Source organism: Streptomyces sp. NPDC018026, from assembly GCF_044327745.1.
In the GTDB taxonomy this organism is placed as follows: Bacteria; Actinomycetota; Actinomycetes; order Streptomycetales; family Streptomycetaceae; genus Streptomyces; species Streptomyces rubrogriseus.
Map to the genome: position 1 here is coordinate 253736 of NZ_JBIRFY010000010.1, position 19809 is coordinate 273544.

At 74.4% G+C, this 19809-nt stretch carries 19 protein-coding genes; 9 read left to right on the forward strand and 10 right to left on the reverse strand.

The genetic code is table 11. The features are described 5' to 3' along the window. Positions 1-6 precede the first annotated feature (6 nt). A complete protein-coding gene (locus tag ACH4D3_RS28745) occupies positions 7-687 on the reverse strand; it encodes a transcriptional regulator (RefSeq protein ID WP_398327747.1) in 681 nt (226 codons plus the stop codon). Positions 688-793: 106 nt separating this feature from the next. Between ACH4D3_RS28745 and ACH4D3_RS28750 the strand changes: the two genes are divergently transcribed. The 6 genes from ACH4D3_RS28750 to ACH4D3_RS28775 all read left to right on the forward strand — a co-directional run bounded on the left by ACH4D3_RS28750 (position 794) and on the right by ACH4D3_RS28775 (position 7367). Further along, positions 794-1234, forward strand: coding sequence for a GntR family transcriptional regulator (locus ACH4D3_RS28750; protein ID WP_398327750.1), 441 nt, complete (start codon positions 794-796; stop codon positions 1232-1234). After that, positions 1231-2121, forward strand: coding sequence for an ATP-binding cassette domain-containing protein (locus ACH4D3_RS28755; protein WP_398327753.1), 891 nt, complete (start codon positions 1231-1233; stop codon positions 2119-2121). The genes ACH4D3_RS28750 and ACH4D3_RS28755 overlap by 4 nt, the downstream gene beginning before the upstream one ends. Further along, positions 2118-3074, forward strand: a complete 957-nt coding sequence (locus ACH4D3_RS28760) for a transporter (protein ID WP_398327756.1) — start codon at positions 2118-2120, stop codon at positions 3072-3074. The genes ACH4D3_RS28755 and ACH4D3_RS28760 overlap by 4 nt, the downstream gene beginning before the upstream one ends. A gap of 67 nt (positions 3075-3141) precedes the next feature. Beyond that, positions 3142-3942, forward strand: coding sequence for a class I SAM-dependent methyltransferase (locus ACH4D3_RS28765; protein ID WP_398327759.1), 801 nt, complete (start codon positions 3142-3144; stop codon positions 3940-3942). Positions 3943-4129: 187 nt separating this feature from the next. Then, on the forward strand, positions 4130-5791 hold the full coding sequence (locus ACH4D3_RS28770; RefSeq protein ID WP_398327762.1) for an alkaline phosphatase D family protein: 1662 nt from the start codon (positions 4130-4132) through the stop codon (positions 5789-5791). A 199-nt stretch (positions 5792-5990) separates the two neighbouring features. After that, the gene (locus ACH4D3_RS28775; RefSeq protein WP_398327765.1) at positions 5991-7367 is read left to right on the forward strand and encodes an alpha-lytic protease prodomain-containing protein; all 1377 of its coding nucleotides are present in this window, start codon (positions 5991-5993) and stop codon (positions 7365-7367) included. Positions 7368-7429: 62 nt separating this feature from the next. Here ACH4D3_RS28775 and ACH4D3_RS28780 read toward each other — a convergent pair whose 3' ends face one another. The 7 genes from ACH4D3_RS28780 to ACH4D3_RS28810 all read right to left on the reverse strand — a co-directional run bounded on the left by ACH4D3_RS28780 (position 7430) and on the right by ACH4D3_RS28810 (position 13190). Continuing rightward, on the reverse strand, positions 7430-8509 hold the full coding sequence (locus ACH4D3_RS28780; protein ID WP_398327768.1) for a serine hydrolase domain-containing protein: 1080 nt from the start codon (positions 8507-8509) through the stop codon (positions 7430-7432). Next, a complete protein-coding gene (locus ACH4D3_RS28785; protein ID WP_398327770.1) occupies positions 8506-9426 on the reverse strand; it encodes a DUF6895 family protein in 921 nt (306 codons plus the stop codon). The genes ACH4D3_RS28780 and ACH4D3_RS28785 overlap by 4 nt, the downstream gene beginning before the upstream one ends. After that, positions 9423-10358, reverse strand: coding sequence for a DUF6895 family protein (locus tag ACH4D3_RS28790; RefSeq protein ID WP_398327772.1), 936 nt, complete (start codon positions 10356-10358; stop codon positions 9423-9425). The genes ACH4D3_RS28785 and ACH4D3_RS28790 overlap by 4 nt, the downstream gene beginning before the upstream one ends. Further along, a complete protein-coding gene (locus ACH4D3_RS28795; protein WP_398327775.1) occupies positions 10355-11044 on the reverse strand; it encodes a hypothetical protein in 690 nt (229 codons plus the stop codon). The genes ACH4D3_RS28790 and ACH4D3_RS28795 overlap by 4 nt, the downstream gene beginning before the upstream one ends. A gap of 20 nt (positions 11045-11064) precedes the next feature. Next, positions 11065-11253: a hypothetical protein gene (locus tag ACH4D3_RS28800; protein ID WP_115740535.1), complete on the reverse strand. Its 189-nt coding sequence runs from the start codon at positions 11251-11253 to the stop codon at positions 11065-11067. A 125-nt stretch (positions 11254-11378) separates the two neighbouring features. Beyond that, entirely contained in the window at positions 11379-12017 is a 639-nt protein-coding gene (locus ACH4D3_RS28805) for a class I SAM-dependent methyltransferase (RefSeq protein WP_398327778.1), read from the reverse strand. A gap of 135 nt (positions 12018-12152) precedes the next feature. Further along, positions 12153-13190: a mechanosensitive ion channel family protein gene (locus ACH4D3_RS28810; RefSeq protein ID WP_398327781.1), complete on the reverse strand. Its 1038-nt coding sequence runs from the start codon at positions 13188-13190 to the stop codon at positions 12153-12155. Between the two features lie 199 nt (positions 13191-13389). Between ACH4D3_RS28810 and ACH4D3_RS28815 the strand changes: the two genes are divergently transcribed. After that, positions 13390-13815, forward strand: a complete 426-nt coding sequence (locus tag ACH4D3_RS28815) for a PPOX class F420-dependent oxidoreductase (RefSeq protein ID WP_398327784.1) — start codon at positions 13390-13392, stop codon at positions 13813-13815. A gap of 18 nt (positions 13816-13833) precedes the next feature. On the opposite strand, the gene ACH4D3_RS28820 is transcribed toward ACH4D3_RS28815, so the two are convergent. Continuing rightward, positions 13834-15951, reverse strand: coding sequence for an MMPL family transporter (locus ACH4D3_RS28820; protein WP_398327786.1), 2118 nt, complete (start codon positions 15949-15951; stop codon positions 13834-13836). 143 nt (positions 15952-16094) lie between these two features. Further along, positions 16095-16601, reverse strand: a complete 507-nt coding sequence (locus ACH4D3_RS28825) for a MarR family winged helix-turn-helix transcriptional regulator (protein WP_398327789.1) — start codon at positions 16599-16601, stop codon at positions 16095-16097. Between the two features lie 104 nt (positions 16602-16705). Here ACH4D3_RS28825 and ACH4D3_RS28830 point away from each other — a divergent pair, with 104 nt between their 5' ends. Both ACH4D3_RS28830 and ACH4D3_RS28835 read left to right on the forward strand, forming a co-directional pair. Continuing rightward, entirely contained in the window at positions 16706-18268 is a 1563-nt protein-coding gene (locus ACH4D3_RS28830; RefSeq protein ID WP_398327792.1) for an SDR family oxidoreductase, read from the forward strand. Positions 18269-18396: 128 nt separating this feature from the next. Further along, positions 18397-19773, forward strand: a complete 1377-nt coding sequence (locus tag ACH4D3_RS28835) for a cryptochrome/photolyase family protein (RefSeq protein ID WP_398327795.1) — start codon at positions 18397-18399, stop codon at positions 19771-19773. The last annotated feature ends 36 nt before the right edge of the window (positions 19774-19809 follow it).

Below are 19809 nucleotides of genomic sequence, written 5' to 3' on the forward strand. Positions count from 1 at the left end.
GTGTCCTCAGGGGGTGTCGGCGGCCGGGCCGGTGTCGGCGCGGGCCTGGGAGAGGTAGTGGTAGGCGGAGGCGCGGGAGATGCCGAGCCGGGTGGCGACGTGCTCGACCGAGCGGCGTACGGCGAACACGCCGCGCCCGTCGAGGTCGCGGAACAGCTGCAGCCGCCGGTCCCGGTCCAGCGCCGCCCAACTGGTGTCGCGGCGCAGCGGGTGGGCGTCCACGATGGCGTCGACCACGGCGTCGATGTCGTCGCCGAAGGTGGTCGCCGGTACTTGGGCGGGGGTGCGGGCGGTCCCGGCGAGGGCGCCGAGGAGGGCGTGGGCCCGGTCGACGGCGGTGACGTCCAGGTTGACGCACAGGGCTCCGAACACGGCGCCCGTGGAGTCGCGCAGCACCATGGTGGAGGACTTGAGCAGGGTGCCGTCGGCGGTGCGGGTGACGTAGTTCAGCTCGTCGTGCGCCTCGTCGCCGCGGGCCAGCACGCGCATGCCGATCTCGCTCATCGCCCCGCCCACCGTCCGTCCGGTCACCGCCCCCGCGACGGCCACGACCGAGCGCTCGGGGCGCCGGTAGTCGTGCAGCACCGCCTCGCAGACCGGTCCGAACGTCGCGACGATCCCGTCGACGACGGGGCGCAGCGCGGCGAGGACGGCGTCGCGTTCGGCGTCCAGCGCGGGTTCGTTCATGCGACTCAGACTACACGTCCAGTTGCTGGACGAATATTCCAAGGAGAGTGCCGTTTGACATCCGGGGGCGATCCGATCATGCTTCTACTAATGAATTAATGAAAGCATGGAAGGTGACGTGGTCGAGTACCGGATCGATCGACAGAGCGGCATCCCGGCCTATGTGCAGATCGTGCGGCAGACCGAGCAGGCACTCCGGATGGGTGTGCTGCGGGTCGGGGACAGACTCCCGACGGCCAAGGAGGTCGTCGCCGCCACCGCCATCAACCCCAACACCGTGTTCCGGGCGTACCGCGACATGGAGCAGGCGGGCCTGGTCCGCTCGCGGCGCGGGCTCGGCACCTTCGTGACGCGGTCGCTGGCGCGGCCCGGCGCGGAGGACGACTCGCCCCTGCGGGCGGACGTCGCCGAATGGGTCGCACGGGCCCTGGCGGCCGGACTGGAGCGGGACGACGTACTCGCCCTGGTCACGGCGGCCCTCGACGAGCACGACAGGCAACACGAGCACGACCCGGGCGACCGGGGACGGAAACAGGAGGACGCATGACCGGGCCTGACGAGCCCGCCGCGCTGCACGCCACGGACCTCGGGTTCCGCTACCGGTTCCGCGGCGACCGGGCGCTGCGGGACTGCGGGTTCACGGTGCCGCGCGGCCGCATCACCGCCCTGGTCGGCCGCAACGGCGCCGGCAAGAGCACGCTGCTGCACCTGGCCGGCGGGCTGCTGCGCCCCACGCACGGGCGGATACGGGTGCTGGGCTCCGCGCCGGACGCCGCCGCGGCCCGCACCCGGGTGGCCCTGCTGACCCAGGACAGGCCGCTCTACCCGCGGTTCACCGTGGCCGACACCCTCCGCATGGGCGGCATGCTGAACCCCTCGTGGGACCGGTCGGTGGCCGAGCGGGTCGTGCGCGAGGGCGGCATCGCCGCGACGGCCAGGGTGGGCGAGCTGTCGCCGGGCCGGCGCACCCGCGTGGCGCTCGCCCTGGCCCTCGGCAAGCGGCCGGAACTGCTCCTGCTGGACGAGCCGCTCGCCGACCTGGACCCGGTGGTGCGCGCCGAGATCATGGCGACGCTGATGGCCGAGGCGGCGGAGCGCGAGGTGAGCATCGTGATGTCCTCGCACGTCCTGCCCGATCTGGAGCAGACCTGCGACTGGGTGCTGCTGCTGCGGGCCGGCCGGGTGCAGCTGAGCGAGGACGCCGACGCGCTCCGCGAGGGCCACATCCTGCTCACCGGGCACGTCGACGAGGCGCCGGCGCTGCGGGACCACACCGTGGTGCGGCGTCGTACGCACGGGCGGCAGCTGACCGCCCTGGTGCGCCCGCGGGGCCCGGTCGTCGGCGACTGGCACGTCGAGCGGCCCGGCCTGGAGGAGATCCTGCTCGGACACCTCCAGGAAGACGCCGCGGCCGCGCACGGGGAGGCGGCGTGAAGGGCACGCTGTGGCTGGCCTGGCGCCAGCAACGGGCACTGATCGTCTGCGGCGCCGCGGTCCTGCTGGCCGCCGCCGCGCTCGCCGCGTACTCCCGCGCGGGCATGGTCGACGACCTGCGCAGCGGGCTGTTCGACGGCTGCGACCCCGGGCCGCTGTACTGCACCCGGGCGCCGGACGGACTGCCCCGGTTCCTGGACGTGGAGCCGCTCAGGCTGCTCGGCGCGCTCAACATCGCGCTGCCCGCCCTGGTCGGCATGTTCTGGGGCGCGCCGCTGCTGGGCCGCGACCGGGAGCTGGGCACCCACCGGATGGTCCTGACCCAGGGCGTCGGGCGGGCCCAGTGGTTCGCGTCCCGGTTCGCGCTGGCCGCGCTCGGCACCGTGACGCTGTCCGGCTCGCTGGCCCTGCTGTTCCGCTGGTGGTGGGAGCCCGCGGCCAACCGCGGCTACGGCCTGTTCTGGTACGAGGCCACCGCGCTGACCGGCTCCGGGCCCTCCCTGGTCGCCGCCGCGCTGTTCGGGCTGGCGGTGGGCACCCTCGCCGGTCTGCTCACGCGCCGGGTGCTGTCCGCGATGGCCTGGACGCTGCTGGTCACCGGCGCGGTGGCGGTGGCGGTGCAGTGGTCGCACCGGGCCCGCCTGCTGGTTCCGCCGCACCGGTACGTCAGCGACGGCTGGCGGCCCAAGGAACCGATGGGCGACAAGTGGTCCACCGGGCACTACGGCATGATCACCGGTTCGGGCCGGCGGGACTCCGCGCTGGAGTGCGCCTTCCCCTCCGGGCGGGAACTGCGGGAGTGCATGACGCGGCACGGGTATGTCTCCCGCTACTACGAGGCCAATCCGGCCGGCGACTACTGGAGCTTCCAGTGGACCGACACGGCGCTGCTCGGCGGCCTCGCGCTCGCGCTCGTCCTCGTCACGGTCCTCCTGCTGCGCCGCCGGGTCTGACACCCCGGCCGGCACCTCCCACTGTCCGAGTCCCCTGCCCGAGTCCCCCGTACGGAGGTCGTCCCCCATGTCCAAGGACGCCAAGTCCCCGAAGAAGCTGCGCAGCAACCGCGCCGCGCTCACGCACAAGGTCGGGTACGCGCTGCGCCACCCCGAGCGCGTCGGCCCCTACGTCCGCCGGGCCGGCCGGGACGCGTGGCTGCGGGTCAAGCACCCCGACCACGTCGGCTACTACCGGGCGGTGATGGCCTCCGACACCCGGCGCAGTCCCGAGGCCGCGGTCGGCAGCCGGACGCACGGCCGCTGGCTGGCGCTCGGGCAGATGCAGTTCGACTACCTGGTCGAGCACGGACTGCGCCCCGAGCACCGGATGCTCGACATCGGCTGCGGCAACCTGCGCGGCGGCTGGCGGTTCATCGACCACCTCGACAGCGGCCACTACTACGGCGTCGACATCTCGCCGGACATCCTGATCGCCGCCAAGAAGACCCTGACCGAGCGCGGACTCCAGGCCAAGCTGCCGCACCTGACCATCACCGGGGACCTGCGGCTGGAGTTCCTGCCCGACGACCACTTCGACGTCGTCCACGCGCACAGCGTCTTCTCCCACTCGCCGCTGAACGTCATCGACGAGTGCCTGGCGCACGTCGGACGCGTCCTGACGGACACCGGGTTCTTCGACTTCACCTTCGGCCGGACGGAGGGCACCGAGCACCAGGTGCTCCGCGAGGACTTCTACTACCGCACGGACACGCTGCTCACCCTGGCCGCCCAGCACAACCTGCACGCGCGGTTCATGGAGGACTGGGAGCAGCGGCCGCACGGCCAGTCCAAGATCCGGGTGAGCCGCTCACCGCTGCCGTCGTAGACCACGCGCCACCACCCGCCACCACCCGCCAGGGGCCGGACCGTCCGTCCGGCCCCTGCGCGTGCGTAGCTCCGGCCGCGCGTACCTCCTCCTGTGTGATCACTCCGCAAGCCCTGCCCGTTCAAGGCGTTTTGTCTGCTTAACATGCGGGGTCCGCGCATCGCCCCGTTGTACGAGAGGACACCAGATGGCGCCCACGGGCCGACCCAGCGCACTGGCCGAGCACGCCTTCTCCCCCCACGACGCCGTGCTGGGCGCAGCCGCCCGGCACCTCGGCCGAAGGCGCTTCCTCACCGTGACCGCGGCCGCCGCCGCACTCGCCTTCTCCACCAACCTGCCGGCCCGCGGCGCGGTCGCCGCGCCCGAACGCACCGCCCGGATCAGCAAGGACCCCTTCACCCTCGGTGTCGCCTCCGGCGACCCGCTGCCGGACTCGGTGCTGCTGTGGACCAGGCTGGCCCCCGAGCCGTTCCTGGAGGACGGCGGGATGGGCACGGAGCGGGTCACCGTCGAGTGGGAGGTGGCCCTGGACGAGTACTTCGCGGCCGTCCTGTCCCGGGGCACCGCCGACGCCCACGCCGAGTACAACCACAGCGTCCACGTCGACGTGAAGGGCCTGACACCGGGAACCGTCTACTACTACCGCTTCCGTGCCGGGGCGTGGCTCAGCCCGGCCGGCCGCACCCGCACCGCCCCCGCGGCGGGCAGCACCACCCCGTCGCTGAAGCTCGCCGCGGTGGCCTGCCAGGCCTACCAGGACGGCTACTACACCGTGCTCCGCCACGTCTCCCAGGACGACGTCGACGTGGTGTTCCACCTCGGCGACTACCTGTACGAGTACGCGGTGAACGCCGAGGGCGGGGAGCGCCGCTACACCGACATCACGCTGCCCGACGTCTTCAACCGCGAGACGATGACCCTCGCGGACTACCGGCTGCGCTACTCGCTCTACAAGAGCGACGAGGACCTGCGGGCCGCACACGCGGCACACCCGTTCGTCGTCGCCTGGGACGACCACGAGACCGAGAACAACTACGCGGGCGGCATCCCGGAGAACGACATCCCGCCGTCCGAGTTCCTGCTGCGCCGGGCCGCCGCGTACCGCGCGTACTGGGAGAACCAGCCGCTGCGCGCCGCCCAGCTGCCGCAGGGTCCCGACGCCCGGCTGTACCGCCGGCTGCACTGGGGCACGCTCGCCCAGTTCGACATCCTGGACACCCGCCAGTACCGCTCCGACCAGGCCTACGACGACCGGCCGCACGCCCCCGGCGCCGAGTCGGACGATCCGGCGCGCACCATCACCGGCACCGCGCAGGAGCAGTGGCTGCTCGACGGCTGGAAGGGCTCGACCGCGCTGTGGAACGTGATGCCCCAGCAGGTGTGCTTCTCCCAGCGCAAGTTCGACGTGACCGCCGACGCCGCGCTCTCCATGGACGCCTGGGACGGCTACCGGGCCTCGCGCGACCGGGTGGTCGCCGGGGCGAGGGCCGCCGGGGTCGAGAACTGGCTGATCCTCACCGGCGACGTGCACGTGGGTTACGCCCTCGACGTCAAGGAGGACTTCGACGACCCGGCCTCCGCCACCGTCGGCACCGAGGTCACCTGCACCTCGGTGGCCAGCGGCCGGGACGGCGTGGAGCAGCCCGCCAACTGGGACCTGTATCTCAAGGCCAACCCGCACATGAAGTTCTACAACGGCAAGCGCGGCTACGTCCGGGCCGAACTCGGCCGTCGGGCCACCCACCTCGACTTCAGGACGGTCTCCGCCGTCAGCACGCCGGGCGCCGCCGTGACCACGGCCGCGTCCTTCGTCACCGAGGCGGGCGAACCGGGGCTGAAGCCCGCCTGACCCGGGATCGCCCGGCGGACGGGCGGCCGCGTACTGCACATGGCACCCACGGCGTCCCCCATAGCGCGAAACAGGCCGGGGGCGGGCATCGCCGCGGAATTTTGCGGCAAGGCCTGTGACTTCGTCGCGGGCGCGCCGTGACCCACGGTCGCCCACCGAACACCGCTGTCTCGCACAGCGCCCGAAGGAGGCACATCGCATGGTCGGCAGACATGCCGCGCGCAGCCGCCGCGCAGCCCTCACCGCGCTCGGCGCCCTGGTTCTGACCGCACTGCCCTCGGCCGCCTCGGCGGCGCCGCCGCCCGTTCCCGGCCCGCGGCCCGCCGTGGCCCGCACGCCCGACGCCGTCACCGCGCCGGCGCGCATGCTGAGCGCGATGGAGCGCGACCTGAGGCTGGCACCCGGACAGGCGGCGGCCCGGCTGGTCAACGAGGCGGAGGCGGGCACCCGCGCGGGCATGCTGCGCAACACGCTGGGCGACCGCTTCGCCGGTGCCTGGGTGAGCGGGGCGACCTCCGCCGAGCTGACCGTCGCCACCACCGACGCCGCGGACACCGCGGCCATCAAGGCGCAGGGCGCCAAGGCGGCCGTCGTGGGCCGAAACCTCGCCGAGCTGCGCGCGGTCAAGGAGAAGCTGGACGCCGCCGCCGTCCGCACCCGGACCCGGCAGACGCCGGTCTGGTACGTCGACGTGAAGACCAACCGGGTCACGGTGCAGGCGACCGGCGCGTCGGCCGCGGCCGCGTTCGTCGAGGCCGCCGGGGTGCCGGCCGCGGACGTGGGCGTCCGCGTCTCGCCGGACCAGCCGCGGGTGCTGGAGGACCTGGTCGGCGGCGACGCCTACTACATCAACGACCAGGCCCGCTGCTCCATCGGCTTCTCCGTCACCAAGGACGACCAGGAGGGCTTCGCCACCGCCGGGCACTGCGGCGACCCGGGCGCCACCACCACCGGGTTCAACGAGGCCGACCAGGGCACCTTCCAGGCCTCCACCTTCCCCGGCAAGGACATGGCCTGGGTGGGCGTCAACTCCGACTGGACCGCCACGCCGGACGTGAAGGCCGAGGGCGGCGAGAAGATCCAGCTCGCCGGGTCGGTGGAGGCGCTCGTGGGTGCCTCGGTGTGCCGTTCCGGTTCGACCACGGGGTGGCACTGCGGCACGATCCAGCAGCACGACACGAGTGTCACCTACCCGGAGGGCACCGTCGACGGACTGACCGAGACCACGGTGTGCGCCGAACCCGGCGACTCCGGCGGCCCCTTCGTGTCGGGCGTCCAGGCGCAGGGCACCACGTCCGGCGGCTCCGGCGACTGCACCAACGGCGGGACCACCTTCTACCAGCCGGTCAATCCGCTGCTCAGCGACTTCGGCCTCACCCTGAAGACCACTTCCGCCGCGACCGGGACACCCGCGCCGCAGGACAACGCGGCGGCGGACGCGTGGACCGCGGGCCGGGTCTACGAGGTCGGCACCACCGTCTCCTACGACGGCGTGCGCTACCGCTGCCTGCAGAGCCACCAGGCCCAGGGCGCCGGGTCACCGGCGAGCGCCCCGGCCCTGTGGCAGCGGGTCTGACGGACGTTCGTCCGGCGCGGGTCCGCCCGAAGCGGCCCCGCGCCGGCCCGTGTCCGGGCGGCCTACCCCTCGGCCAGGAGCGCGTAGGCGGTGGCGACGAACGGGTCCCGGGCGCGGAACCTGCGGGTGCACACGGCGGCCAGGGCCGTGTCCGTGTCGGGGCGGAAGCCCAGGAACGCCTGCTGGCCCAGGGTGGCGCCGCTGTGGAAGTACATCGGCCCGCCGTCGGTGGGGTGCCGGAACCACCCCACCGTGTGCACGTGCCGGTGTCCGAGTCCGCGCCGGAGCACCGGCACCCGCACCGCCCGCAGCGCGCCGGCGGCCGGTGAGCGGTCCGGTTCCAGGTGCGCCTCCAGGAAGGTGAGCAGGTCGTCGGGCGTGGACCGGACGGCTCCGGCGGCCTGGAAGCCGCCCGCGTCGAAGGGCGGCACGGGGGTGCGGCCGTCCTTGCGGTGGCCCACGGCGTCGGTCTCGGGGCCCTCCCCCCGCAGGGCGGTGCCGCTGAGGCCGAGGGCGCGCAGCACCTGTCCGGTGATCAGGTCCTCCCAGGCGGTGCCGGTGGCCGCGGCGAGGGCGTGGCCGAGCACGGAGACGCCGTAGTTGGAGTAGTGCCAGCGGGTTCCGGGGCGGTGCTTCGGCTCCTGGCGCAGGAAGGTGTCGGTCAGCCGCTCGGCCGGGTAGCGGGCGTAGGGGTTGGTGTGCCAGGCGGGCAGGCCCCGGCGCACGAATCCGGCCGGCAGGGCGGGCAGTCCCGAGGTGTGGGTGATCAGGTGCGCGAGCGTCACCGGGTGCGGGCCGGGCGTCCGGCCGGGGTCCAGGCAGCGGGCGGCCGACTCCCCGCCGGTGAGTACGCCGCGCCGGATCAGGCGCGTCAGCAGCAGCGCGGCGAACGTCTTGGACGCCGACCCGATCTCGTAGCGCAGGTCCTCGCGGGGTACGGCGGGCGGCGGGCCGGTGCCGCCGGCGTACAGGGTGCGGCGGCCGCCCCGGGAGACGGCGAGGACGACGTCGGGCGCGTCGCAGGCGTGCACGGCCTCGGCCAGCCGCTCGCGCAGCGCCGGGTCGTCGGCCGGTGCCCGCTGCGGCGGGGCGGACTCCTCGGTGGCGGGGACGCCCGGCCAGGGCGTGCGAGGGCCCGTCACGACGCGGAGTGCGCCAGCTCGGTGAGGGCGCGGGAGGTGGCCAGCTGGGAGGCGAAGGCGGCGACGAGCGTCGGGTGGTAGACGATGTCGAACACCTCGTCGGGGTCGCCCTCGGGCATGTCGCGGATGGCGGGCATGGCCCCGTCGGGCTGCTGGGCGGCGGCGAACGCCTCCCAGGCCCGTTCGTCGAGGACGGGTTCGGGCAGACAGGCGTCGACGACGAGGAGTTCGCCGAGCAGGTCCCAGCGTTCCAGGTCCGTCCAGTCGTCGATCCAGCTCGGCAGCCAGGCCGTGAGGTAGTCGGCGACGTGGGGCGGCAGGCCGGTGGGGTTCTCGCCCCAGTCGGTGAGGTGGAAGACGGCGTGCGTGATGTCGTACGCGATGTGGCCCTCGACCGTCCAGGGTTCGGGGGTGCGGGCCAGCCAGGTGTCGCTCAGTGCCTCGGCCTCGGACGGGTGCGGGCTCAGGCCGAAGCGGCGCTGGAACGCGGCCAGCCCCAGTCTTCGGGTGGGGGTCCGCTCGAAGGCCGCCCAGCTGTCCAGCCGGTGGTTGAGGACGGCGGCCCGCTCCAGCTCGGGCTGGCTGTGGCCGAGTTCCCTGAAGGGCAGGTACACCTCGAAGGGGATGGACGAGATCGGTTCCGTGCGCTGGCCGCGCACCAGCATGCGGCCGCCGTCCAGGCTCTCGCGCCAGGCGTGGTCGAGGAGCCGCCGGGCCAGTTCGGTCTGCCGGGAGCCGGCCACGCCCTCGCGGAAGAGCACCTTGCAGATCAGGGCCAGTTCGCCGATCGGCTTGAAGCGCTGGAGGAAACCCACCTCCGGGTCCGCGTCGGGCTCCAGCCGGAAGCCGTCCCGGTGGGCCCACAGCCATTCCAGGGCGCGGGCCCCGACGGTGTGCATCAGGCGCGTGGCGGTCATCCGAGCGCTCCTTGTCCGCCGAGGTGTACGTGGGTGAGGGTCGCCGCGAACGCGGCCATGAGGGTGGAGTGGTAGCAGTGGGTGAAGTCGTCCGCGGGGGCCGCGGCCACCTCGGGCAGGGCGCCCGACGGGTGCCGGGCCGCCGCGAGGCGCTGCCACCCCTCCTGGAGGGCGGGCGGGTCGAGGGAGCCGGGCACGCTCGCCGCCACGGCGAGCAGTTCGCAGCTCAGGTCCCACTGGCCGGCGTCCAGGCAGGTGTCGAGCCAGGGCGGCAGCCACTGCGTCAGATACTGCGCGAGACGGGCCGGGACACCGGCCGGACCGGCCCGGCCCCAGTCGGTGAGGTGGAAGACGACATGGGTGAGGGCGTATCCGGCGGACCGTTCGAAGGTCCACGGTTCGGGCAGGCCGCCCAGCCAGGTGCCGTCCCGTACGGCGCCGGGGTCGTCCCCGGGCCGGGTGATGCCGCTGTGCCGTTCGGCCGCCAGGACGCCGAGCCGGCGGGTCGGGTCCTGCTCGGTGAGCCGCCAGCCCCGGGTACGGGCCACCGTGGCGGCGGCCCGCTCGTAGTCGCGGTGGCGCAGCCCGGCCGCGGCGAAGGCGGCGTAGACCTCCAGCGGGTACGTCGCGAAGGGCTCCCGGCGTTGCAGGGCGGCCAGGAGCGCGCCCCGGCCGGTCTGGTCCCAGGCGTGGGCCAGCAGGTCGCGGGCGCGGGTGTGCAGGGGGTCGGCGGGGCCGGTGAGCGCGGTCACGGTGGCGCACACCTGGGCCAGTTCGCCGAGCGGTTTCCAGGTGCGGTCGACCTCGGCGTGCGCGGCGAGGGCGTCGTCGCCCAGGGTGAACGCGTCGCGGTGCGCGTCCGCCCAGGCCAGTGCCGTGTCCGCCACGTCCCGTACGCTGCGGACCGCCTCCCTAACGGGCGCGGCGCTCACACGAGTGCTCCGGCCCGCAGCAGCCGGGCCGCCCGTACCTGGAGGCCCACCTGCGGGTCGCCGTCGGCCATGAGTTCCACGAAGTCCAGCCCGGACTCCAGGCCGAGGGTCTGCGGGACGCCGTCCAGCAGCGTCAGCCAGCGGCCGGCGCCGGCCGCCTGGAGCCAGTCCCGGCGGCGGACCGCGCGGACGAAGCCGCGGGCCAGGTCGAGGGGGCGCTGCCGGGCCACGCGGGCCACGGCGCATTCCTCGCCGGGGAGCGCGAGCGGGGCCAGGACGGCGAGCTGGTGGCTCAGGGTCCGCCAGTCGGCTACGTCGAGCCAGCCGGCGGCCGGTTCGGGGCCGGCCGGGCCGGGTCCTGCCGCCCGGTGCAGGGTCCGGGTCATCGCCCAGTGGCTCCACACCACGGTGGGCGCGGCGTCGGCACGTGGCGGGTAGCTCTCCACGGCCTGGCGGAACAGGGCGAGTTCGGCCTCGCCCGGGCGGGTGCCGAAGAGGTGGTGCGGCAGCAGGAAGTCGGCCCCCAGGACCCGGACGGCGGCCGGTGCGAAGCCGTCGGCGCCGGCGGCGGGCGACAGGTCCCCGGACACCGGGCCGTGGCCCCCGCTGCTGAGAGCGGAGGCCACGCCGGTTGCCAACTCCCGCACCGCGTCCGTCAGGAAGGACGAAGTGCTTGGCTGGTGCATTCACTGCTCCTGTCGGTCGGTCAGCCCTTCTTCGGGCGCGGGGTCGGCGGCGACAGCAGCAGGCCGTAGTCGCCGCCCGCCAGGGCCAGTGCCGCGCACTCGCGGCTGTCGCGGAAGACGCCTTCCGCCTCGGCCGGGTCGAGCGCCGCGTCGATGTCGATGTTCGGGGTGCGGGTGATCTCTTCGGTCACCGTCTCCTTGGAAGGCATGTCACCATCTCCCTCTGGTCGGCCAATAGCCTTCACACCACAGGTGTCCCCGTACTCACAAAACCATGCCTATCTCTCAAAAAACTCATGAGATAACTTTTTCAACAAATCAGGCAAAGCGGGCATCACTGGTTTCGCCGCAACCGCCACACGTGGTCCTCGCGGTGGCCTTCGACGCCGTCGGGCGAGGTACTGGCGCGGCGGACGGTCTCGCGGGTCTCGACGGTCCATCCGCCGTCCGGCAGGGCGAGGTCGGCCAGTACGCCGTCCAGGGTGGGGAACTCGGCGTCGAACGGAGGTTCGGTCTGCCAGGACGGCCAGCCGGCGTGCAGGACGAGCAGGAGCGTGCCGCCGGGTGCGACGGCGGCCGCCGCGCGGCGCAGGACCCCCCGCTGGTCCAGGGCGACCGGCGACTGCAGGTAGTGCGCGCTCACCAGGTCGAAGGTGCCCTCCGGGAACGACTCGCCCAACTCGTGCCGCTGCCAGGCGACACGGTCTCCGACGCCCGCCTCGGCGGCGTGCACGGCAGCGCGTTCGAGGGCCGTGACGGCGATGTCCACGCCGGTGACCCGCCAGCCCCGCGCGGCCAGCCACACGGCGTCGCCGCCCTCGCCGCAGCCGAGGTCCAGGGCGGTGCCGGGGGTCAGGCCGGCCGCCTCGCGCACCAGCAGCTCGTTGGGGCGGCCGCTCCACACGCGGCCGGAGTCGCGGTAGCGGGCCTCCCAGAATTCCGCGGCGGGAGCCGGGGCGGGGATGTCGGTCATGGTGCCTCCTGGGGCCGGGGTCGTCTGCTCGGGCGGCGCGCGGGCCGCGCGCTCCGTGTGCAGGCTGCCCCGGCCGGGCCGGCGGCGCCAAAAGTCTTTGCCGGTCCCGCAAATCCGGCGCCGGCGAGCGGTCCGTCAGCGCGTGAGCGCCGCCGCGTCGCCGCCGGCGGTGTCGGCGCCGCCGGCGCTGTCGGCGCCGCCGGCGCTGTCGGTGCGCACCCACACCGCCCGGCGCGGGAAGGGGATCTCGACGCCCGCGTCGTCCAGTGCCTCCTTGGTACGGCGGCGCAGCTCGCGGGTGACGCCCCACTGCTGGAGCGGCACCGTCTTGACGGCGAGGCGCACCAGCACGCCGTCGGCGTCCAGGGACTGCACGCCCCACACCGCGGGGTCCTCCAGCAGGACGTCCGCGAAGTCCGGCTCCTCGCGCAGCGCCCGGCCGGTGTCCTCCAGCACGCGGTAGACGGTGTCGAGGTTCGCTTCGTGGGACACGGCGACGTCCAGGACGGCGCGGGCCCACTCCTGGCTGTCGTTGCGGACCCGCAGGATCTCGCCGTTGCGGATGTGCCACAGGCCGCCGTTGAGGTCGCGGACGTGGGTGAGGCGCAGGCCGACGTGCTCCACCTCGCCGACGGCCTCGCCGAGGTCGACCGAGTCGCCGACGCCGTACTGGTCCTCGACCATGATGAGCAGCCCGGACAGGTAGTCCGCCACCAGGCTCTGGGCGCCGAAACCGATGGCCAGGCCGACCACCCCGGCGCTGGCCAGCAGCGGACCGAGGGCGATGCCGACCTGGTCGAGCACCATGGCCACGCCGACCATGAACAGCACGATGGTGACGGCGCTGCTGAGCACCGAGCCGATGGTGCGGGCCCGCTGTTCCCGGCGTTGCCGTGCCCGGGACCGGTCGCGGTGCAGGACGGCGGCGCCGCGGGCGGGTCTGCGGGGGCGGCTGCGTTCGGCCTCGCCCGCCGACGGTTCCAGGACCCGCTGGACGACCCGGGTGATGGCCCGCTTGGCCACCGCGCGCAGCACGAGCAGGATCACCACGATGAGCGCGATGCGCAGCGGTATCCCGATCAGTGCGGTGGTGTGCTCGCCGGCCCAGTCCGACCACGAGCCCGCCAGTTGCGGGTTCGTGGCCGGTTCGGCGGACGGGGAGGTGTGCGACATCGGCTCGGCTGCTCCGTTCCTCGGGGGCGACTCGTCCTTCGACGGAGCCGCCTACCCACCCGCCGCGCGAACATGACGTACCTGGAGGACCGGCTGTTGGGTGATCCGGCCCCGCCCACGCACCCCGCCGAGCGGCCGGACGGACCGCCGGGCGATGCTGGTGCGCACGGGACACACGTGGCACGGCCGAGGAGAGTGGATGGACACCGGGGAACAGCACGACGCGGACGGCGAGTTCGTCCGGTTCTGGCAGGAGCGCCGGGTGTGCTTCCTGTCGACGCGGCGGGCCGACGGCACGCCGCACCTGGTCCCGGTCGGGGTGACGTACGACCATGCCACCCGCACGGCGCGGGTGATCACGAGCCGGGACACCGCGAAGGCGCGCAACGTGCGGCGGGCCGCCGGGGCGGTCGTCGCCGTGGGCCAGGTGGACGGCCGGCGCTGGTCCACGCTGGAGGGCGTGGCCTCCGTGCGCGACGACGCCGGAGCGGTCCGCGACGCGGAGACCCGCTACGCGGCCCGCTACCGGCAGCCCCGGGCGAACCCGGAGCGGGTCGTCATCGAGATCGACGTACGGCGCTTCCTCGGCACCGTGCGCCCGTCGGAGCGGCGTCCAGAGGCGTGACGGCCGGGGCGGGGCGGCTCAGTCCCGTCCCGCCCGGGTCCGGTGTCCGAGCCGCCCGGGCCACCAGGCGACGGCGTCGATGTCGCGGGCGAGCGCCGGGACCAGCAGGGAGCGCACCACCAGCGTGTCCAGCAGGACCCCGAAGGCCACGATGAAGGCGATCTGCAGCAGGAAGGCGAGCGGAATCACCCCGAGCGCGGCGAAGGTGGCGGCGAGGACGACGCCGGCCGAGGTGATCACGCCGCCGGTGGCGGTCAGCCCGCGCAGGATGCCCTCGCGCACACCGTGGCGCAGCGCTTCCTCCCGGACCCGGGACATGAGGAAGATGTTGTAGTCCACGCCGAGGGCGACCAGGAAGACGAAGCCGTACAGCGGGACGGAGGCGTCGGTGCCGCTGAAGCCGAACACATGGGTGAAGACGAGCGCCGAGACGCCCAGGGTGGCCAGGAAGTTCAGCGCCACCGTCGCCACCAGCAGGAGGGGCATCAGCAGGGAGCGCAGCAGCAGGATCAGGATGACCAGGATGATGGCGAGGACCACCGGCACGATGAGTGTGCGGTCCTCGCCCGCGGTCTCCTGGGTGTCGTACTGCTGGGCGGTGTAGCCGCCGACGAGGGCGTCCGCCCCGGAGACCTGGTGGACGGCGGCCCGCAGCCGGACCACCGTGCTCTTGGCCGCGTCGCTGTCGGCGGGCGCCTGGAGCGTCGCGTCGATGCGTACGCGTCCGTCGACCACCAGGGGCGTACCGGCGCCGGGTCGGCCCGAATCGGTCACCGGGGCGGCCGAGGCGACGCCGTCGGTGTCGCGGGCGGCCCGGAGGACCGGGTCGAGGCGATCGGCCTCGGCGATGACTACGGCGGGGTTGCCGGAACCTCCGGGGAAGTGCTCGGCGAGGGTCTGCTGGGCGGCGACCGAGGGCGCGTCGTTCACGAAGATCTCGTCGAGCGGGACGCCCTTGGAGCTGAGGGTCGGCGCGAAGGCGGCGCAGGCGAGCAGCGCGGCCAGCGACAGGGCCCAGATGCGGCGCGGTGCGCGGTCGACGAGCGCGGCGACACGGTGCCACAGCCGGTGTCCGGCCTCCGGGTCGCCGGTCCGCACCGGCTTGGCCGGCCAGTAGGCGACCTTGCCGAGCAGCACCAGGACGGCGGGCAGGAAGGTGAGCGTGCTCAGCACCGAGCAGACGATGCCGATGGCGCCGACGGGCCCGAGCGCGCGGTTGTTGGTCAGGTCGCTGAGCAGCAGCGCCAGCAGGCCGAGCGCGACGGTGGCCGCACTGGCGACGACGGCGCCCCAGGAGTCGCGCAGCGCGGCGCGAACGGCGGCGAAGCGGTCCGGGTGGCGGGCGAGCTCCTCGCGGAAGCGGGCGGTGAGCAGCAGCGCGTAGTCGGTGGCGGCGCCGATGACCAGGATGGAGAGGATGCCCTGGACCTGTCCGTCGACGCGCAGGACGTCGCGGTCGGCCAGGGCGTAGACGATGGCGCACGACAGGGCCAGCGCGAAGACCGCGCTCAGGATGATGACCAGGGGCAGCAGCACGCTGCGGTAGACGAGCAGCAGGATCACCAGGACCGTGACCAGCGCGACGGCGAGCAGCAGTCCGTCGATGCCCGCGAAGGCGTCGGAGAGGTCGGCCTGGGAGGCCGCGGGCCCGGCGAGCTGCGCCCGGGTGCCGGGGACCTGCCCGGCGGCGTCGCCGATGTCCGCCAGCACGTCCGGGAGCCGTTCGCCGAGGTCCGGCTCGACCTGGACGACGGCCTGGAGGGCCCGGCCGTCGTCCGCGGGCAGCGCGGGGCTCGCGGATCCGACGATCCCCGGGTCGCCTTCGAGGCCCGCGACCGAGCGGGTGGCGGCCTGCTGGTGCGCGGTGACCGCGGCGTCGCCGTCGCCGTCGGCGGTCCAGACGACGATCACGGGGAGCGTCTCGTCCTGCTGGAAGGCCTGCTGCGCTTCGACGACCCGCGTGGACTCCGCGCTTCGGGGCAGGAAGGAGGCCTGGTCGTTGGTGGCGACCTCGCCGAGCTTGCCGGCGTAGGGGCCGAGCGCGCCGCCGACGACGAGCCAGACCAGGAGGAGGAGCACCGGGACGAGCCATCGGGCGCGCCGGGCACTTCGGGGCGGGTGGGAGGGGGTGGACATCGGTGTCGGGTCTCCAAATCTCGGGGGGCGCTGGCACCAAATGCAGCTCGATCATAAACAATCTCAATCATCGAGTTACTATGGGGTGGCAGCGGAACGCCGGGCGGCGCTGCCCGCCGCCGCCCGTCGGGGCGGCGGCCGACTCAGCGGTCGTCCGACGCCACGTGGCCCAGCTCCTCGTTCAACGCCGCCAGGAAGCGGGCCACGACGGCCAGTTCGCCGTCGTCGAAGTGTGCGCGGGCGGCCACCGCGGCGTCGGCCAGCGGACGGAAGTACCGCCGGGCCGCCTCACGGGCCTCGGGCACGTAGTGCAGGTGGACGACCCGGCGGTCGGCGCTCTCCCGGACCCGGCGCACGTGTCCGGCGCGCTCCAGCCGGTCCACGCACGCCGTCACCGCGCCGGACGTCAGCCCCAGGTGCCGGCGCAGCCGTCCCGGCGTCATGGGTTCGGGCGCATCCAGGATCGCCGCGAGGGCCTGGATGTCGGTGGCGTGCAGCGTGTGGGCACCGGCGAAACCGTGCACGACGCGGTTGATCTCGCCGTTCATCCGCCGCAGCTGGACGGCGAGGACGTGCAGGTCGCTCGCCTCGGGACCGGGTCCGGCCCCCCGCTCGTGCGCGTGCTGTCCGCGCTGGTTCGCTGTCGCCACGTGATCAGCGTATAGAAGGGTCGACCTGGGCCCGGACGCGTCAAACCCGTCCCGTTCGGGGGAAGGGGTCACGGTGACAACTGTCCCGCGAGCGACGGAGCCGCATGAGCCAGGCAGCCGAAGGATCCGGCAGTACGAGCGGCGGGGGTGCCGGGGCGGGCCTGCGCTGCCTGGTCACCGGCGCGACGGGATACGTCGGGGGGCGTCTCGTGCCCGAACTGCTCGACGCCGGACACCGGGTGCGGTGCCTGGCCCGCTCCCCGCACAAGCTGCGCGACCATCCGTGGGCGGGACGGGTGGAGGTGGTGCACGGCGACGTGACCGACGCCGACTCGGTGGCGCGGGCGATGGAGGGCGTCGACGTCGCCTACTACCTGGTGCACGCGCTCGGCACCGGCGAGGACTTCGAGGCCACCGACCGGCGGGCGGCGCGCACCTTCGCCGAGCGGGCCGAGGCGGCGGGCGTGCGGCGCATCGTCTACCTGGGCGGCCTGACCCCGGCCGGGGTGCCGGAGGGCGAACTGTCGCCGCACCTGCGTTCCCGCGCCGAGGTGGGCCGGATCCTGCTGGCCTCCGGCGTGCCCACGACCGTGCTGCGCGCGGCGGTCGTCATCGGCTCCGGGTCGGCGTCCTTCGAGATGCTGCGCTACCTCACCGAACGGCTGCCGGTGATGGTCACGCCCAACTGGGTCCACACCCGCATCCAGCCGGTCGCCGTGCGGGACGTGCTGCGCGCGCTGGTGGGCAGTGCGACCATGCCTCAGGAGGTCTCCCGCACCTTCGACGTCGGCGGCCCGGACATCCTGACCTACCGGCAGATGATGGAGCGCTACGCCCGGGTGGCCGAGCTGCCCAGACGGCTGATCCTGCCGGTGCCGATGCTGTCCCCCGGGCTGTCCAGCCACTGGGTCGGGCTGGTCACGCCGGTCCCGGCGGCCATCGCGCGGCCGCTCACCGAGTCGCTGCGGCACGAGGTGGTGTGCCGCGAGAACGACATCGTCCGGTACGTGCCGCCGCCGCCGGGCTACCCCCTCGGCTTCGACGACGCGCTGCGGCTGGCCCTGCAGCGGGTGCGCGAGGCCCGGGTCACCACCCGCTGGTCGTCCGCGTCCGTGCCCGGGGCGCCCAGCGACCCGCTGCCCACCGACCCCGACTGGGCCGGCGGCAGCCTCTACACCGACGACCGCGCGCTGACCGTCGACGCGCCGCCGGACGCGCTGTGGCGGGTCGTCGAGGGCATCGGCGGCGACCACGGCTGGTACTCCTTCCCGCTCGCCTGGGCGGTACGGGGCTGGCTCGACCGCCTGGTGGGCGGGGTGGGCCTGCGCCGGGGACGCCGGGACGCCGCGCGGCTGCGGGTCGGCGACTCGCTGGACTTCTGGCGGGTGGAGGAGATCGTCCCCGGGCGGCTGCTGCGACTGCGCGCCGAGATGCGGCTGCCGGGGCTCGCCTGGCTGGAGATGTACGCCGAGACCGACGACGCCGGGCGAACGCGGTACCGCCAGCGGGCGCTGTTCCATCCGCACGGGCTGGCGGGCCAGGCCTACTGGTGGAGCGTGTGGCCCTTCCACGCCGTGGTCTTCGGCGGCATGGCCCGCAACATCGCCCGCGCCGCCACCCGCGCCGCCGGACCACCGGGCCCGGCCCCCGACGGCACCGGCTCCTGAGCCCGACCCGGGCGGGGCGGGGCTGGGCGGGCGCACCGACCGGGCGCGGCGGCGGTCAGCGCGTCCCCGCGCCGGGGGGCCGCCGGTCCGGTACCGTCGCCCGCCCGACACCCCCTGCGAGGAGCGCCATGGCCACGTCGGTCGTCCTGTTCACCCGCGATCTGCGGCTGCACGACCATCCGCCGCTGCGTGCGGCTCTGGACCGCTCCGAAGCCGTGGTGCCGTTGTTCGTCCGCGACCGGGCCGTGGCCGCCGCCGGATTCGCCGCACCCAACCGGCTCGCCCTCCTCGCCGACTGTCTGCGGGACCTGGACTCGGGGCTGCGGGACCGGGGCGGTCGGCTGGTCGTCCGCTCCGGCGACCTGGTCGAGGAGGTGTGCGCGGTGGCCGGGGAGGCGGAGGCCGACGAGGTGCACCTGGCGGCCGACGTCAGCGCGTATGCGCAGCGGCGCGAGGAACTCCTGCGGTCCGCCCTCGCGGCCCTGGGCGGCCGGCTGCACGTGCACGACGCCGTGACCACCGTGCTGGCCCCGGGGTCCGTCACCCCGGCCTCCTCCGACCACTTCGCGGTCTTCACGCCGTACTTCCGGCGCTGGAGCGAGCGAGCCCTCCGCGACCCGCTGGCCGCCCCGCGCAGGGTCCGGGTCCCGGACGGCGTCGGCTCGGAGCCGCTGCCCGCCCGCGGGGACCTGACGGGGCTGTCCCCCGGGCTGGCGACCGGTGGGGAGCGGGACGCCAGGAAGCGTCTGACGGCGTGGCTGCGCGGCGGCCTCGCCGGCTACCCGGACCACCACGACGACCTGGCCGGCGACGCCACCTCCCGGCTCTCCCCCGACCTGCACCTCGGCGCCCTCTCCCCGGTCGAGCTGGTCCACCGGGCCCGGCGGGCGGGCGGCCCCGGAGCCGAGGCTTTCGTACGGCAGCTGGCCTGGCGGGACTTCCACCACCAGGTGCTGGCCGCCCGCCCGCACACCTCGGCCGCCGACTACCGCACCCGGCACGACCGCTGGCGCACCGGCGCGGCCGCCGAGGCGGACGCCGCCGCGTGGCGGGACGGGCGCACGGGCTACCCGGTGGTGGACGCCGCGATGCGCCAGCTGCGGCACGAGGGGTGGATGCACAACCGGGGCCGCCTGCTGGTCGCCAGTTTCCTCACCAAGACGCTGTACCTGGACTGGCGGGTCGGCGCCCGGCACTTCCTGGAGCTGCTCGCGGACGGCGACGTGGCCAACAACCAGCTGAACTGGCAGTGGGCCGCGGGCACCGGTACCGACACCCGGCCGCACCGGGTCCTCAACCCGACCGCGCAGGCACGGCGGTTCGACCCCGACGGGGCGTACGTCCGGCGCTGGGTGCCCGAGCTGGCCGGACTGGCGGGCCGCTCCGTGCACGAGCCCTGGCGGCTGCCGGAGGCGGAGCGTTCCGCGTACGACGCCTACCCCGACCCGATCGTCGGCCTCTCCGAGGGCTTGGACCGCTTCAAGCGGGCCCGCGGGCGCGACTGAGGCCCGGGCGGGCGGACCCGGGCGGCGGCCGTCAGT

Bases quoted from the DNA above. Each gene is read 5' to 3' on its own strand.
- ACH4D3_RS28785 (WP_398327770.1), bottom strand. From the start codon at position 9,426: ATGACCGCCACGCGCCTGATGCACACCGTCGGGGCCCGCGCCCTGGAA.
- ACH4D3_RS28755 (WP_398327753.1), top strand. From the start codon at position 1,231: ATGACCGGGCCTGACGAGCCCGCCGCGCTGCACGCCACGGACCTCGGG.
- ACH4D3_RS28745 (WP_398327747.1), bottom strand. From the start codon at position 687: ATGAACGAACCCGCGCTGGACGCCGAACGCGACGCCGTCCTCGCCGCG.
- ACH4D3_RS28810 (WP_398327781.1), bottom strand. From the start codon at position 13,190: ATGTCGCACACCTCCCCGTCCGCCGAACCGGCCACGAACCCGCAACTG.
- ACH4D3_RS28770 (WP_398327762.1), top strand. From the start codon at position 4,130: ATGGCGCCCACGGGCCGACCCAGCGCACTGGCCGAGCACGCCTTCTCC.
- ACH4D3_RS28795 (WP_398327775.1), bottom strand. From the start codon at position 11,044: ATGCACCAGCCAAGCACTTCGTCCTTCCTGACGGACGCGGTGCGGGAG.
- ACH4D3_RS28775 (WP_398327765.1), top strand. From the start codon at position 5,991: ATGGTCGGCAGACATGCCGCGCGCAGCCGCCGCGCAGCCCTCACCGCG.
- ACH4D3_RS28800 (WP_115740535.1), bottom strand. From the start codon at position 11,253: ATGCCTTCCAAGGAGACGGTGACCGAAGAGATCACCCGCACCCCGAAC.
- ACH4D3_RS28815 (WP_398327784.1), top strand. From the start codon at position 13,390: ATGGACACCGGGGAACAGCACGACGCGGACGGCGAGTTCGTCCGGTTC.
- ACH4D3_RS28805 (WP_398327778.1), bottom strand. From the start codon at position 12,017: ATGACCGACATCCCCGCCCCGGCTCCCGCCGCGGAATTCTGGGAGGCC.
- ACH4D3_RS28765 (WP_398327759.1), top strand. From the start codon at position 3,142: ATGTCCAAGGACGCCAAGTCCCCGAAGAAGCTGCGCAGCAACCGCGCC.
- ACH4D3_RS28835 (WP_398327795.1), top strand. From the start codon at position 18,397: ATGGCCACGTCGGTCGTCCTGTTCACCCGCGATCTGCGGCTGCACGAC.
- ACH4D3_RS28830 (WP_398327792.1), top strand. From the start codon at position 16,706: ATGAGCCAGGCAGCCGAAGGATCCGGCAGTACGAGCGGCGGGGGTGCC.
- ACH4D3_RS28820 (WP_398327786.1), bottom strand. From the start codon at position 15,951: ATGTCCACCCCCTCCCACCCGCCCCGAAGTGCCCGGCGCGCCCGATGG.
- ACH4D3_RS28750 (WP_398327750.1), top strand. From the start codon at position 794: ATGGAAGGTGACGTGGTCGAGTACCGGATCGATCGACAGAGCGGCATC.